Genomic DNA, 14,463 nt, shown 5'->3' on the forward strand with positions numbered 1-14,463 from the left:
CCGTGCCCCACGCCCTCCGGGCGGACGCTGAGCGGCCGGGTCTCCCGGCCGCACGCGTTTCTGGCAGCCCCCGATCGCACGCCGTGCTGCGGCGCGCTCCCAACCATAGAGATCGGCATGCTCGGGGTGCCTACTGGCGCCCCGAGCTATTCCTGCGCCAAAGGCGCAGGAGAATGCTGGGTTGTCACAAGGCCAGCATCCCCCTGTCCCACCGCCAGGATGGGGAACCTGGGCGGTTCGCCCCACATGCCGTTGCCCCGGAGGAGGACCGTGTGGAAGAGGCCCCAGAACACCAGGCTGTCGGTGCTGCGAGGATCCAGCAGGTAGAAGGCGAGGCGGCCGAGGGGCTGATCCAGCGACACGTAGAGCGCCCGGTCCAGGTCCGCGGGCGTCCAGGGCAGTTCCATCGGCTTCGGCGCGGCCCCCGCCTTCCAGGCACCCTGGAGTTCCAGCGTGAACACGCCCTGGTAGGCCGAAGGGGAGAGCTTGCGGCCTGTCTCCTCGAAGCGGAGGAGGGGCAGGGTCCGCGGCCGCGCGCGGCCTTCCAGCACCCTCAGGCCGTGGGCCTCCAGGAGGGGGCGGACCATGGCGGCGAAGGCCGGATCCACCAGGTAGCCGGCCGGAACCGTCACGAAGTCCTGCCCCTCGAAGCCCACGAAGCTGGGCAGGATCAGGTGGGTGCGGCTCTTCTCGCCAACCACGCGGCCCTTTTCGTCACGGATGGGGTCCACCCAGTCGAACGCTGCCCGTTCGACTTCCTTCAGCTTCGCTGAAAGGGGAAGGGATACGGGTTTCTTCAACCAGGCTTCGGTCCATCGGGCCTGGGCCATCTGGATCTCACCTCGGATCTCGCCGCGGTGCTCCGCCATCCAGGTCAGGCAGGCCAGCACGAAGCGTCGGGTGTCGGCGATGCGGTCGGGCCAGCGGCGGTAGACGTAGCTCTCCGAGAGCACCGCCAGGCGGTTCCGCAGGGCCGGGTAGTTGGTCAGCAGCCTGGGATGGGCGTCGTAGGTCTCCCAGGCGGTGGGCGGCTTCTCCGGCGTGGGCTTGTAGGGCACGAAGTTGCCGTAGTCGTAGGTGGGCATGCCCTCGGCCTTCAGGCGCTCGCGCACCTCCACCAGCATCTTCCGGTTGAAGGCCAGCAGGCCCTCGTCCGCGCCCAGGGTACAGGCCGGGCCGTGTGTGAGGTGGAAGCCGTGGGTGCTGCCGTCGGTGGTGTGGAGATCCAGCACCGCCGCCGGGTCGAAATCCCGCAGCATGGCCAGGAGCCAGCGGGTGTTGGGCGCGGCGGCCTTCATGAGGTCGCGGTTGAGATCGAGGCCCTGGGCGCTCTCGCGCCGGCCCACGCCGCTCTCCGTGGGGTTGGGCTGCCAGGGCCGGATGGTGGGATCCAGCGCGTCCGTGCCATCGGCGTTGTAGGCGGGCATGACCACCAGGTCGAGGTCCCGGCGCAGTTCGGGGTGCTTCCCCTGGAGCAGTTCGCGGACGACCTGCTGGATGGCCTCCTTGCCCTCCACCTCGCCGGCGTGGATGTTGGCGTTCACGTAGACCCGGAGCGGGTCCTTCCCCGTGCCCTTCAGGCGCCAGGCCAGCAGGGGCTTGCCGGTCTCCGTGGCCCGCGGCGCGCCTTTGGGCTGGTAGGGTTCCAACCCCGGGGCCTGCTTGCGCAGGGCCTCCATGAAGATCCGGACCTCCGCCACCGTGGAGGTCCGCCGGAGCTGCGTGCGTTCAGGGACAGTCTCGGGCCACCCGGCGAGGAGGCTCGTCCCCGCCAGGACCCACAGCAGGCGCCGCATGGATCAGCGAGCGGTAAAGGAACTGTCCGCAGTGGCGGGGATCACCGTGGCCGGGGCCGGGGTGCCGCCGAAGAGCCCCTTGTTGTAGACGATGAAGCTGGAGGCCAGGAAGAGCACCAGGACCAGCAGGGCGGACCCCCGCTTGCCGGCCGCCAGGGCCTTGGGCGTCATCTCGGACAGGCCCACCAGGACGACCACCAGCAGGAGCTTGATGTGGAAGTAGTGGCCATGCTTCAGGGGGTTCTGCCCGCCCTGGATCATCAGGATCAGGAGCCCGATGCCGGCGACCAGCGCCAGCCGGAAGGACCAGGCCACCACCTTCGCCCAGATCGTCGCCGCCAGGCCCCGGATCTCCTCGCGGCCCTCCTCGAATCCGGAAAGGAGCAGCGCCACCACGGCCGCCCCGCCACCCACGGCCAGGGTCACGAAGTGCAGCCAGCGGACAAGGTTCACAGCATCGAGCTTGAAGTTCATGGTCGCCCTCGCGAAGAGGACCCCAGGGTAGCAGCCCTGCTAGGCTCGAAGGACCGGGAGGCTTCCATGTCCAAGCTGCGTGTCGCCGTCGTGGGTGTGGGACACCTGGGCCAGCACCATGCGAGGATCGCCGCCTCCGCGCCGGATGCCGTGCTGGCCGCCGTGGTGGACCCGGACCCGGCCCGCGGCCCTGAGATCGCCGCGAAGTTTGGCGCGCCGTGGGCCGCCTCGCTCGACCAGGTGCTCGCGGAGGTGGACGCGGTCCAGATCGCCGCGCCCACGGGCTTCCATCATGCCCTCGGCGCCCAGGCGCTGAAGGCCGGCAAGCATGTGCTCATGGAGAAGCCCCTCGCCGCCTCCCTCGACGAGGGCGCGGCGCTCCTGGAAGCCCTGGCCGAGGCCCGGGTCGCGCGGCCGGCCCTTGTCGCGCAGGTGGGCCACCTGGAGCGCTTCAACCCCGCCGTGGCGGCCCTGCGCGACCGCGGCTTCAAGCCCCGCTTCCTCGAGGCGGTGCGGGTCTCCCCCTTCCCGGCCCGCAGCCTGGAGGTGGACGTGATCATGGACGTGATGATCCACGACCTCGACCTGCTGCGCGCCCTGGTGGGACGCCCCGTGGTGGACGTGGTGGCCGTGGGCGTGCCGGTGCTGACACCCTATGCCGACCTGGTGAACGCCCGCCTGAAGTTCGAGGGCGGCGCCTATGCCACCGTCACCGCCAGCCGCGTGGCCCGCAAGAAAGAGCGCACGCTCCGGGCCTTCGGCGACAAGGAGTACGCCAGCCTCGACTTCGCCGCTCAGAAGCTGGAGCTGCTGCGCCTCGTGATGGGGCCCGAAGGCCCCGAGGTCCGGCCCGAGACCGCCAGCATCGAGGAGGGCGAACCCCTGCGCCTGGAGATCGAAGCCTTCCACGCCGCCTGCCTGGGCAAGGGCCAGGAGGGCGTCACCTGGGAGGAGGGCCAGGAGGCCATGCGCGTGGCCGACCAGGTGCAGAAGGCCGTGGCCAAGAGCCTGGCGGAGATCCGGAATTCCTGATGGACGAAGCGGCAGGGGTCATCCCGTTCTACGACCTCGCCTCCCTCGCCAAGCCCCTGGTGACGGCGCCGCTGGCGCTGGCCTTCCTCGATCTGGACGCGGACCGGCGCTGGGCGCTGGGCTTCCATGACCGCGAGGCGCCGCTCACGGCCCGGCAGCTGCTGTCGCACAGCTCGGGCCTGCCGCCCTGGCGGCCCTTCACGGGCGAGCCCCTGGCCGCCCAGCTGCGGCGCCCCGTGCCCGACCATCCCCTGCTCCGCCCCGCCACGCCGGGCCAGGCCACCTACTCGGACCTGAACTACCGCCTGCTGGCGGAGCTGGTGGAGGCCGAGACCCGCGTCCCCTTCCGGAGACTCGGCTCGACGTCGGGCCTCAGCCCTGCGCCTTGGCCAACGGCCCCGGTGGCCCTTCCGGACGCCCCCGATGCCGAGGCCTGGCGGCTGGCCACTGAGCGGCCCCTGCCCCCGCAGGACCCGCGCCTGCCCCAGGACGCCAACGCCCGGGCGGGCATGCCCGGCCATGCGGGCTTTGGCGCCACGGCGCCGCAACTGAAGGCCGCCCTGGCCCGCTGGGTGGCCGCGGGCTGGCCGGAGCGCATGGCGGTGGAAACCGCCCCGGGCGAGGGGGGATCCCGCTGGGGCCTGGGTCTCCAGGCGCTCCCCTCGGGCGGCGGCCGATTTGGACAGCTGCTGTCCAGGCTTCCGGCTGGCCTGGGACTCCAGGTCCTCGAGGAGCCCGCGACGGAGTTGCCGCCACCCGCGCCGGCCCTGGATTCCGAGCCGGGTCCCCTCTCGGGCTGGTGGTTCCACCTGGGCTACACGGGCCCCGCCCTCTTCTACCGGCCCACGGACGAAGCCTGCGTGGCCCTCCTGCTCCACCGGAGCGGGCCGGCCGGAACGATGCTCGACATGGAGGCGCTGCGGGCCCGGCGCTGGCAGGCCCTCTCCCGTTTCGTGGGACAATGCGGCGGATGAAGCCCTTCCTCGTCCCCGCCCTGGTCCTGCCCCTCGTCTCCGCTCCCGCCGCCCAGCCTCCGCTGAAGATCGGGCTCGACACCCAGGCCACGGAATGGATCGTGTCCCTGGAGGGCGGCGGCCAGATCTGCGACCGCGCGGGGAAGCCGGTCCTGCGGCTGACCCCGGACGAGAAGGTCCGCATCTGGTGGGACAGCCGGGGGGCCTCGGACCCCACCAGCGAGTACCGCATCCAGGTGGGGCGACCCCTCGGCGCCGACGAGGCCGCGGCCCTGATGGCCCGCCTCCGGAAGCTGGGGGAGCCATCCAACCGCGTGAAGGTGCCGGATGCCGACACCTGGCGCGTCCTGGCGGGCCATTTCCCGGAGGCCGCCAAGGCTGAGCCGCTGCTCCAGAAGCTCCAGGACCTGGGCTTCGAGGAACTGTGGGTGGCCTCGGAGCCCCGCGATGCCCAGCCCCGCAAGGGCCGCGCCCTCTACGCCGTCACCGAGCGCTACGAACGGCGCCCCCTGCCCCTCGGCGGGGTATGGCTGAAGCCCGCGGGTGAGCTCACCAGCCTCAACGGCAAGGGCCGCTACCGCGGCAAAGTGGAGATCTTCCCCAACGCGCAGGGCCGCCTGACGGTCGTGAACACCCTGGACCTGGAGACCTACCTGCGCGGCGTGGTGCCCAGGGAGATGGGCGCCTGGGAATTCCCCGCCCTGGAGGCGCTGAAGGCCCAGGCCGTGGCAGCCCGCACCTATGCCGTGGCCAATCGCGGCAAGCGCGCGGCGGACGGCTTCGACATGGGCGATACCGTGGCCGACCAGGTCTACGGCGGGCGGGACGGGGAGCAGGCCCTCACGGACCGGGCCATCCAGGAGACCGAGGGCCTCTTCGCCACCTACGGCGGCAAGCCCATCCTGGCCCTCTTCATGGCCAACTGCGGCGGCCACACCGTGGACGTGTCCCAGGTCTTCGGCGGGGATGCCCCCTACCTCAGGGCCGCCACCTGCTATCCCGCCAAACCCCTCACCCTGCCCTTCGCCTCCGGCGTGTCCGTCACCCCAGAGGCCCAGCAGCCCTGGCTCACCTGGGACCTGCTGAGGCTGGCCGCGGACATCGTGCCGGTGGACTGGCTGAGCGGCGAGCGCCTGGCCCGCCCCGCCACCGCGGAGGATCTGGCGGCTCCTGTCCTGGCCCTCCAGCAGCGGCTGGGCCTCGCGCCCGCGCCCCTGTCCCGCCAGGGCTCCCTGATGCTCGCCATGGCGCGCGCCCTGGGCCTGCAGCAGGTGGTGGAAGGCCAGGAGCGCCCCCAGGATGCGGCCTACTTCCTGCCTTCCGAGCTCCCCGCCGCGGATCGCCTTCTGGCCACCTTCCTCACCCGGCGCGGCCTGGTGCCCGCGGCCGCCTGGGCCGCCCAGGAGCCACCCACCCTGCGTCAGGCCCTCGCGGCCCTGGGCCGGATGTGGCAGGACCTGGAGCCCCTGGCGCTGGGGGAGGGCAGCCTGCTGATGGACCGCCAGGTCCGGCGGAAGCGGGGCGGCCCCGAGCCCCTGGCCCTCTCGCCCCGGCTGCTCCTCGCGGAGGAGGCGCCGGACGGGAGCCTGCGCCTGGTCCCGAAGGCCGACATCCAGGTGGGCGACCGCCTGAAGTGGATCCCCGACGGCGGGCCGGCCGCCGTGCTGGTGCGCCGCCTCGATCCCGACGGCGCGGCCTGGGACCGCTACAGCCCCACGGCCCACTGGCGGGTGGAGTACACCGAGGCGGACCTGCTGGCCCTGGTGCGCAAGCGCATGAAGGTGCCCGGCATCCGCGAGCTCCGGGCCCAGCACAACGAGGAGGGCCGGGTGCTGGACCTGGCCCTGGTGGATACCCAGGGCGCGGTCCATCGCGTGCGGGGCATGCACATCCGCGGTCTGCTGGGCCTCAAGGACAACGTCTTCCGATTCCTCACGCTCGGCCAGGGCGCGCAGCGCCGCTGGGTGTTCTACGGGCGCGGCTGGGGGCACGGCGTGGGGTTGTGCCAGACCGGGGCTTACGGCATGGCCCTGGAAGGCGCCACCTTCCAGCAGATCCTCCAGCACTACTACCCGGGGACCGAGCTCCGGAAGGTCGATTGATTTCTGACCATGAAATCCCATTCTGGGATTGACGGAATGCCATGGTGACCCCAGGTTAGCCTCCCCGGGAGGTGGTGATGTCCATGGACGCCTGGATCCTCGGCGCGCCGCTGAAAGTGCTGCGGCAGGAGGACCATCCGTACCGGGAGACCACCCTGGCCACCCTGGGGCGCCATGAGCTGGGCCTGAGCCGCCGGCGGTCCGCCGCCGGCCTTCCGGCCTGCGAGATCTTCCTGGACGGCCGCTCCATCTACCTGCCGGGGGCCGCGGCGCCGGACCGCGCCTGGTTCGACCTCTGCCGCGAGCTGGGCTACGAGCCCGCCCGCCATTGGGACTGGGATCCGGCCCTGATCCTCTTCCAGCAGGTGCTGCCGGCCCTCGCCGCGGACTGGCACGAATCGCCCCTGGCCCTCGACGCCCAGGGCCTTCCGGAAGGCGTCCTCAGCCTGGCCAGCCTCCGCCAGACCTTCGCGGAGGCCGTCGCCGACCTGCGCCGGAACAGCCTCGGTCCCGTGGGCGCCAAGGTGGCCGAGACCTTCGAATGGCTGCCCCTCCGCGCGGTGGTCTTCCATGACGATGCCCAGCTGCCCCTGGATTTCGAGGGCGCCGGCGCCTGCGGACGGGTCTCCCTCTGGCTGGGGATCCACCGGGACCGGGCCGTGGCGCTGGACGGGCCCGCCCCCTACGGGCGCGGCCTCCGGCGCTGGGTGGCCGGAGGTTCCGGCGACCTGCCGCCCACGGAGGCCTTCCTCCGGGCCGCCGGCCTGGACCCCGAACCGCCCAAGGGCTTCGACGCCGCCTTCGACGCCGCCCTCCATCGCCTCTGCCACCAGCTCGAGGGCCCCCTGGACGCCTACCGCCGCACCTATCCCGTGGGCATCCCCTGGCAGCGGGACCACCACGAGCGCCTCCTCGGCCGCACCATCGTCGACCTCCGGCCGGGGGATCCCCCCGTGCTCATCCTGGACGACGGCACCGAGGTGGCTCTGGAGAACAAGCCCCTGCCCTCCTGGGAGCACGGCGGAATCTGAGTTCTGCGGAGGGCGCTGGGAGCCGGGGCTCAGGCGCCGGCCGCGGGCGACGGCTCGGGCGAGGGTTCGGGCATCCGCCTCATCCGCCGCACCAGCGCCACCACCAGCATGGTGAGGACCGCCCCGATGGCGGCGGCCGTCATGTCCTTCTGGGCGTCCCAGATGTCCCCCTGGGTGCCGAGGAATGCGTCGCCCAGCTCCGGGGCGGCGAGACGGGCCGTGAGGCTCTCGATGATCTCGTAGACGGCGGAGGCCGCCAGCACCACGTCCAGCGGCAGGTAGTAGTTCCAGAACCCCCGGGTGCGGGCCACCCGCATGAACACCTCGCGGGCCGGGTAGGCCATCAGCAGGCCGAAGCTGAAGTGGACGATGCGGTCGAAGGGGTTCCGCGCCAGTCCCCAGTGGGCCTTCATCCAGAAGCCGAGGGGCACGTTGGCGTAGGTGTAGTGGGCCCCGACCGCGTGCAGGGACAGGAACACGGCGATCAGCAGGTAGCTGAGGTCCGACAGGGGGAAACGGCGGTAGGTCCATGCCAGCCCGGCCACCGCGATGACCACCAGCAGGTTCTCCATCCGCCAGTCGCCGGGATAGAGGGGCCGGATGGCCGTCACGATCCAGACGAGGGCGTAGAGCAGGCACAGGACCTGGAGGAACCGGTTCTCGCGGAAGGGGCGCGGGTTCGGCTGGGCGGCATGGCTGAGCATGCCCCAGGTTACCGGACCTTCGAGTCGGCGGTAGGGCGCAGGCTGACCGCCGTGACCTTGTATTCCGGCGTCCCCGTGACCGCGTCCCGGCCCGGGCCCGTGGCCAGGTTCACGTAGGCGGCCACCGCATGGAAGGTGGCGAAGGGCTCGCCCCGCCGGACCCGGTCCGTGGGGCGGACCCGGAGCGTGAAGGCGCCGTGGCGGCTCCGCACCTGCACCGGATCACCCGTCGAAAGCCCCAGTTCCATGGCATCGTCGGGGTGGAGTTCCAGCTCATCGTCCGCCCGCAGCTCGTGGTTCCGGGTCCGCCCCGTCATGGTGGCGGCATTGAAGTGGAACAGGCTGCGGCCCGTGTTCAGCAGGAAGGGGAACTCGCGGTCCGGAGCCTCCGGCGAAGGCGTCCAGGCCAGCGGGCGGAAGGTGGCGCGGCCTTCGGGGAAGGCACCCGCGTGAAGCACCGGCGTGCCGGGATGGTCCTCCGCCGGGCAGGGCCACTGGAGGCCCCCCTCACGGTCCAGCCGTGCATGGCTGATGCCCGCGATGGCCGGCCAGACCTGGCGCGCCTCCTCCCATACGGCCGCCGCATCCGGATGGGCGAACTGCGGGCCGGCGCCCAGCCGTTCCGCGAGGGCGGCCAGGATCGCCTGGTCCGTGCGGCTGTTCCCCCTCGGCGGCAGCACACGGCGGACGCGTTGGACGCGCCGCTCCCCGTTCATGAAGGTGCCCTCCTTCTCGAAGGGGCTGGCGGCCGGCAGGAAGACCGTGCCGAAGGCCTTGGCCGTCTCCGTGAGGAAGAGATCCACCACGATGAGGGCCTCCAGCCCGTTCAGGTTCTCCGCGGTCTCCCGCGCCCCGGGATGGCTCAGCAGGGGGTCATAGCCGATCACCAGCAGGGCCTTCAGCCGGCCCTCCCCCGCGGCGTCGATCATCTGCAGGGCGTTGAGACCCGGCACCTGCGGCAGGTCGGCGCCCCAGACCTGCGCGTGGATCCCTTCCGCGTGCTCCACCTTCTGGTAGCCCGTGAGGCGGGAGGGCTCGCAGCCCATCTGCGCACTGCCCTGGACGTTGTTCTGGCCCCGCAGGGGATTCACCCCGCCACCCGGAATGCCCACGTTCCCCGTGAGCAGCGCGAGGTGGGCCAGGGCCGCCACGCCATCCGTGCCCTGCCGGTGCTCGGTGACCCCCAGGCCGTGGAAGGTCATGGCCGGCTTGGCTGTGGCGTATAACCTTGCCGCCTGCAGGATGGCCTCCGGATCGATCCCGCAGAGGGCGCCCGCCCGCTCCGGAGTCCACGCCCGCAGCGAATCGGCATAGGCCTCCAGGTTCCGGGTGCGGGCCCCCAGGAAGGCCATGTCCGCGAGGTCCCCGGCCAGGATCACGTTCGCCATGGCCTGCAGGAGGGGCAGGTTCGTGCCGGGCCGCGGAGCCAGGTGGTGCGTGGCCATCGCGGCCAGCTCCGTGCGGCGCGGATCGATCACGATGAGGGGCACGCCCGTGCGCGCGCGCTGACGGAGGCGGGCGCCGACGATGGGGTGGTTCTCCGTGGGATTGGCGCCCACCACCATCAGCAGGCCGGCCCGCTCGATGTCCGCATAGCTGTTGGTGGCCGCCCCGGTGCCGAAGGTCTGGCCCAGGCCCGCGGCGCTGGGGGCGTGGCAGACCCGGGCGCAGCAGTCCACGTTGTGCGTGCCGAGCGCGAGGCGCGCGAACTTCTGCGCCAGGTAGTTCTCCTCGTTGGTGGCGCGGCTGGAGGCCAGAACGCCGACGGCTTCTGGCCCGCCCGAGGCCATCCCGGCCCGGAGCGCCGAGGCGGCGGCATCCAGCGCCTCCTCCCAGCTCACGGGCTCCCAGACACCGCGGCGGCGGAGCATGGGCTCGGTGATCCGGTCCGGCGCCTCGTTGAAGCCCCAGCCGTAGCGGCCCTTCACGCAGAGGTGCCCCCGGCTCACCGGCGAGGCGACCACCGGGCGGGCCTCGGTGATGCGTCCCTCCGCCACCCCCACGTCCAGCTCGCAGCCGGTGCCGCAGTACGGGCAGGTGGTGCGGACCCAGCGCTCCGGAAGCCCCGCGGCCAGGCGGGAGACATCCTCGATGGCCCCCGTGGGACAGGTGTCGGCGCAGGCGCCGCAGCTCACGCAGGCGCTCTCCCGCAGGCCGGGCGAGAGCTCCGGGGCCAAGGCCAGGTCCCTGCCGCGCCCCGTGAACGTCCAGATGTTCTGCCCCTGCACCTCGTCGCAGATGCGCACGCAACGGCCGCAGGCCACGCACCAGGACAGATCCACGTCCAGGTAGGGATGCTCCGGATGCCTCGCCTCGGGCCTGCGCGCGCCCGAAGGCACCAGGCCGTAGGCTTCCAGCAGCTTCCGGAAGGGCTTCCCCGCCAGACGCGCCGGATCCTCGGCGGGGATGCGCTCGGCCAGGCGCATCAGCATGGCCCGGCGGAAGTCCTCCAGGGCGGGCGTATGGGTCTCCACCACCATGCCCTCCTCCGCCGGGGTGGCGCAGGCGCAGGGAGGGCGCTCGCGGCCCTCCACCTCCACCTCGCACAGCCGGCAGCTGGAGGCCGGCTTCAGCCGCGGGTCCGAGCAGAGGGTGGGAATCTCGATGCCGTTCCGCCGGCAGGCCTCCAGCAGCGTGGTCCCCGGCTGCGTCGCGACGTCGCGGCCATTCACCCGCAGGCGGATGGGGGTTCCGGTCACCAGCTTGTCTCCTGAAGGAAGGGGCGCTCAGCAGTATGCGCCGCCTGCCCTGGAGTTCAAGGCTGGCCGTGGTGCTCCCACTTCACGCCGAAGTGGTCGAGGATGTGCTGGCGCTCCACGCGTTCCTGCTCGGCGATGCTCGCGTAGGGGTGGCGGAACACCACCCGCCGCACGCCGCGGCGCACCAGCGCGCGGCAGCAGGTGAGGCAGGGCTCGTGGGTGACGTACGCCGTGGCCACAGGGCCGTCGCAGAACCCGAGGGCGTTCTCCTCCGCGTGGCTGGTGTGCAGGCAGCGCTGGCCCGGCCTGCAGGTCTCCGGCGTGCAGTGGGGCATGCCGGGCAGCGCGCCGTTGAAGCCCGCCGCAGCAATGCCGCCATCGCCCCGCAGCAGGACGGCACCCACCTGGAGGCGGCAGCAGGTCCCCAGCCGGCTCAGCTCCAGCGCCATGTTCATGAAGACTTCGTCCTTCAGCTGGGATCGCGTCACGTCCGCCCCTCGGGAAACCTCCATCATCGCAAGAAGCGAGGGGTTCCGGGGCCCGTCGGGGCCTCTCAACAGATCTGAATGTCTTTGGAATAAATCGTGCGCTTCGTCACAGGGAGATGGGTTTGACTGAAGTCGCAGATAGGCATAATAAAATATAGGCAGGTAATTTATGAGACTCCGCCTTCTGACCTTCTTTGCCACGCTGGCCCTCTGCGGCCCCCTTCCCCTGGACGCCCAGGCCCGGGCTTCGGCCCAGAGCTGGGATCCCGCCCGTGCGACGGGAGGATGGGCCTTCCAGGAAGTGGACGGCTCGCTGGTCTTCTTCGATCCGCCCACCCGCTCCCTGCGTTCCTGGATGAAGGGGAGCGGCCTCCTGTCCACGCTCCAGATCACCCTTCCCGAAGTCCGGAAGGCCGCCGCGGCGCCGAAACCGGCACCGACGGCGAGCAGCCCCGTTGCCACCGACTATGACGCGGCCGGCGCCCTCCTTTACGGGATTCCGCGCCACCGGCCCCACGCCGCAGCCGCGAAGCCCGCCGCGCAGCCTGCCCCGGAACCCGCTTGTGAAGCCGTGCCCGAGCGCTGGGTGGTCGACTCCTACAGCCGGACCTGGATGGCCTGCGACGGCCGCCTGGTCATCCTCAACAAGGACGGCCAGATCGAGAACGCCCTGGCGGTCCCCACCGCCATCGAGGACATGGCCGTGGGCCGCGAGGGCATCCTCGTCCTCTACCGGACCCTGAAGCCCTACCTCGAGAAGCGCGACCTGAGGACCGGCGCGGTGCTCTGGTCCTACGGCGACCGCACCCAGGTGAAGGACGCCGCGGCCCAGCCGCTGCTGGTTCCGCTCAACCGCATGGCGCTGGGAACGGATGGGACGGTGTACCTCGCGGAGGGCCCCAGCCTGGCCTTCACGGTCCTCGATCCCGCCCGGGGTCCCAAGGAGCCCGGTCAGACCTTCTTCACCTGCCGTGACGCGCTGCCCGGCCGCGCCATGCTGGGCTCGGTGGGCCGCGGGCCCATGTTGTCATGGGCAGGCAAGGACGTGATCTTCAGCGTCTTCACGCCAAGCCAGATCAGGTCCTGCGGCGCCCCTGAATCCAAGGGCCTCGTGCTCGCCCGCTTCGACCTGCTCAACGGCGCCCTGGAGTGGATCCCGACCGAGCTTCCCGAAGGTCACCGGCTGGTGGGCCTCCTCGATCACGAAGCCGTCTTCCTGGCCCCCGGCGGAGGGCTGGCCTACGCCCCCATCCGGTGAAGGGGCAGCGTTTCCCCCGTCGTCCTGGCCTACGAGCAAAAGCTCCAATGGAGCTTTTGCTCGCTTTGGAAATGCCCGGGGCGGGCCTGGACAAGAGTGGTGGCCCCGATGCGATTCGAACGCACGACCTGCTCCTTAGGAGGGAGCTGCTCTATCCAGCTGAGCTACGGGACCCACGCGGGTTTGCGAGTCTCCCAGTCTAGCAGTTGTGCCCATGTTGTGGCTCGGCCAGAGGCGCGGGCCTCCACCGCCAGGGCACCCGCGCGCCTCCATCCCCGGGAGGCGCCATGGCGGCACCCTGATCTCCCCGCGGAGCCCTGGGGAGATTCGGGTAGGCTCAACCCATACCCCCTCCCACAGGACCTTCCGTGCTGCGCGCCAAGATGCCTTTCCTCGCCTTGATCCTGCTGCTCGGAGGCCCCTTCCGGCTCGCCGCACAGGCGCCCCGGGCGACCCCCGGCCGACCGGTCCCGAACAAGCCGATCCCGACCAAGCTCATCCCGGCGCCCTGGGTCCTCGGGGCGGAGACCGTCGATCACTGGAAGGGACTGCTGCCCACGGTGAATGCGCCGAAACAGCGCACCCGGGCCTATCCGGGACAGCGCCTGACCCTCGCCATCGCGGCCCAAGGCGCGGATCGCGACCTGCTGCTGAAGGGGGGGACCTATGCCTTCACTGTGACGTTCGGGGGTTCCGCGACGACCTTCAGCGACCTCCATCCGTCGCAAATCCGGGGCATCAAGGCCGAAGGGGCCGACTTCGCGACATACGTCATGGAGCAGGCCAACGTCGAGGCGAAGGGCCTGGAGGATGCCTTGTCCATGGTGAGCCTCGCGCTCTTCGACCTGGATTGGCAGGTTCCCGCGGATGCCAAGGATGGCACCGCAGCCATCCAAGGCGCCATGACCACCCCCGGTGGAAAGGTCACGCAGCTCAAAACCGCTCATCTGGAGATCTGGTCCTCCGACCGGGCGGTCAAGGAGGGGGCCTTCCAGAACCAGGAGGAGGTCGGCGCGTGGACCATGACCTACTACCAGGCTCCGGAGCCCTTCCGCCTCCTGCACGCCCTGAGGCTGTCCAAGGATGACAAGTCCGGCCCGCGGCCCAATGTGATCACGTTCTACGTCCAGGTCCTGAAAGCCGCCCCGCCGGCCGCCCAGGACCTGATGCGGCGGCTCGCCCGCGAGGACCGCGTCACGCGCATCTATGCCCTTCTCCTGCTGAGCGAGGCCGGCTACGACCTGTCTTCCTGCCTCACGACCCTCCCCGTGGAGGACCACCAGGCCTTCCAGCAGGTGCGGACCCAGGCGGTGGCCCTTCCGGATCCCTACGATTTCAGCGTCAACCTGGACGACCCGTACCAGATCACCACCCGCATGGACATGCTGTGGAGCATCTTCCTCGCCACGGGCGACCAGAAGCCCGTCCGCGCCATCGCGGACACCCTGGCCTGGCGGGAGGACGGCAAGGCGGTCCTGGACCTGCGCAGATCCGGTAAGAAGATCGAGAGCATCACGCCGGGCCTCCTCCATGGGCTGGCCTATGGGGCGGGCGGCTGGTCCCTCGGCTCCTTCGTGCGGAACCACGGGCTCGTGGCGGATTTCGTGGAGGCCTGGAAGCGGGATCCGAAGACGCCTGCCGTCATCAAGGAGGAGCTGGGGACGCTGATCACCAATGAGGCGTTCAAGGTCAAGTAGGCTCCTCGGGTTCCGGCGATCTGGACGTGGCGGGGCTCCCCCACCCAGGTGTCCGGTTGACGATCGCCCCGGAAGCAGAGCAAATCGTGCCCTGTTTTTGACAACTGACCCTCAATCTGGCTGCACCGATGCAAGGACATCATTCCATCCATGTACTCGCGATCCGGCTTATCATGGAGGGAAGGAACCTGGATCGCCCCGATCCACC

Annotated in this window: 11 protein-coding genes and 1 tRNA gene; 6 read left to right on the top strand and 6 right to left on the bottom strand. The window is 71.1% G+C overall.

Annotation, left to right across the window (positions count from 1 at the left end):
- Nucleotides 1–146: 146 nt before the first annotated feature.
- A complete protein-coding gene (locus tag MLE42_RS08960; protein ID WP_243287542.1) occupies nucleotides 147–1,796 on the bottom strand; it encodes a M14 family zinc carboxypeptidase in 1,650 nt (549 codons plus the stop codon).
- Nucleotides 1,797–1,799: 3 nt separating this feature from the next.
- Nucleotides 1,800–2,270 carry a hypothetical protein gene (locus MLE42_RS08965; protein WP_243287543.1) on the bottom strand — a complete coding sequence of 157 codons (471 nt, stop codon included), beginning with the start codon at nucleotides 2,268–2,270 and terminating at the stop codon, nucleotides 1,800–1,802.
- Between the two features lie 66 nt (nucleotides 2,271–2,336).
- Here MLE42_RS08965 and MLE42_RS08970 point away from each other — a divergent pair, with 66 nt between their 5' ends.
- The 4 genes from MLE42_RS08970 to MLE42_RS08985 all read left to right on the top strand — a co-directional run bounded on the left by MLE42_RS08970 (nucleotide 2,337) and on the right by MLE42_RS08985 (nucleotide 7,409).
- Nucleotides 2,337–3,302 carry a Gfo/Idh/MocA family protein gene (locus MLE42_RS08970; protein WP_243287544.1) on the top strand — a complete coding sequence of 322 codons (966 nt, stop codon included), beginning with the start codon at nucleotides 2,337–2,339 and terminating at the stop codon, nucleotides 3,300–3,302.
- On the top strand, nucleotides 3,302–4,276 hold the full coding sequence (locus MLE42_RS08975) for a serine hydrolase domain-containing protein (protein WP_243287545.1): 975 nt from the start codon (nucleotides 3,302–3,304) through the stop codon (nucleotides 4,274–4,276). The genes MLE42_RS08970 and MLE42_RS08975 overlap by 1 nt, the downstream gene beginning before the upstream one ends.
- A complete protein-coding gene (locus tag MLE42_RS08980; RefSeq protein WP_243287546.1) occupies nucleotides 4,273–6,378 on the top strand; it encodes a SpoIID/LytB domain-containing protein in 2,106 nt (701 codons plus the stop codon). Before MLE42_RS08975 ends, MLE42_RS08980 begins: the two co-directional genes overlap by 4 nt.
- A 77-nt stretch (nucleotides 6,379–6,455) precedes the next feature.
- The gene (locus MLE42_RS08985; protein WP_243287547.1) at nucleotides 6,456–7,409 is read left to right on the top strand and encodes a hypothetical protein; all 954 of its coding nucleotides are present in this window, start codon (nucleotides 6,456–6,458) and stop codon (nucleotides 7,407–7,409) included.
- A gap of 29 nt (nucleotides 7,410–7,438) precedes the next feature.
- Here MLE42_RS08985 and MLE42_RS08990 read toward each other — a convergent pair whose 3' ends face one another.
- Genes MLE42_RS08990 through MLE42_RS09000 form a run of 3 tightly spaced genes read right to left on the bottom strand, consistent with a single transcriptional unit; the run spans nucleotide 7,439 to nucleotide 11,300 of the window.
- Nucleotides 7,439–8,113 carry a DUF2238 domain-containing protein gene (locus MLE42_RS08990; RefSeq protein ID WP_243287548.1) on the bottom strand — a complete coding sequence of 225 codons (675 nt, stop codon included), beginning with the start codon at nucleotides 8,111–8,113 and terminating at the stop codon, nucleotides 7,439–7,441.
- Nucleotides 8,114–8,121: 8 nt separating this feature from the next.
- On the bottom strand, nucleotides 8,122–10,812 hold the full coding sequence (fdhF, locus tag MLE42_RS08995; protein WP_243287549.1) for a formate dehydrogenase subunit alpha: 2,691 nt from the start codon (nucleotides 10,810–10,812) through the stop codon (nucleotides 8,122–8,124).
- A gap of 56 nt (nucleotides 10,813–10,868) precedes the next feature.
- The gene (locus MLE42_RS09000) at nucleotides 10,869–11,300 is read right to left on the bottom strand and encodes a deoxycytidylate deaminase (RefSeq protein ID WP_243287550.1); all 432 of its coding nucleotides are present in this window, start codon (nucleotides 11,298–11,300) and stop codon (nucleotides 10,869–10,871) included.
- Between the two features lie 169 nt (nucleotides 11,301–11,469).
- Here MLE42_RS09000 and MLE42_RS09005 point away from each other — a divergent pair, with 169 nt between their 5' ends.
- Nucleotides 11,470–12,558: a hypothetical protein gene (locus tag MLE42_RS09005; protein WP_243287551.1), complete on the top strand. Its 1,089-nt coding sequence runs from the start codon at nucleotides 11,470–11,472 to the stop codon at nucleotides 12,556–12,558.
- Between the two features lie 97 nt (nucleotides 12,559–12,655).
- On the opposite strand, the gene MLE42_RS09010 is transcribed toward MLE42_RS09005, so the two are convergent.
- A tRNA-Arg gene (locus MLE42_RS09010) sits at nucleotides 12,656–12,732 on the bottom strand.
- Between the two features lie 194 nt (nucleotides 12,733–12,926).
- Here MLE42_RS09010 and MLE42_RS09015 point away from each other — a divergent pair.
- Entirely contained in the window at nucleotides 12,927–14,255 is a 1,329-nt protein-coding gene (locus MLE42_RS09015; RefSeq protein ID WP_243287552.1) for a hypothetical protein, read from the top strand.
- The last annotated feature ends 208 nt before the right edge of the window (nucleotides 14,256–14,463 follow it).

The organism is Geothrix terrae (assembly GCF_022808775.1).
GTDB classification, from domain to species: domain Bacteria; phylum Acidobacteriota; class Holophagae; order Holophagales; family Holophagaceae; genus Geothrix; species Geothrix terrae.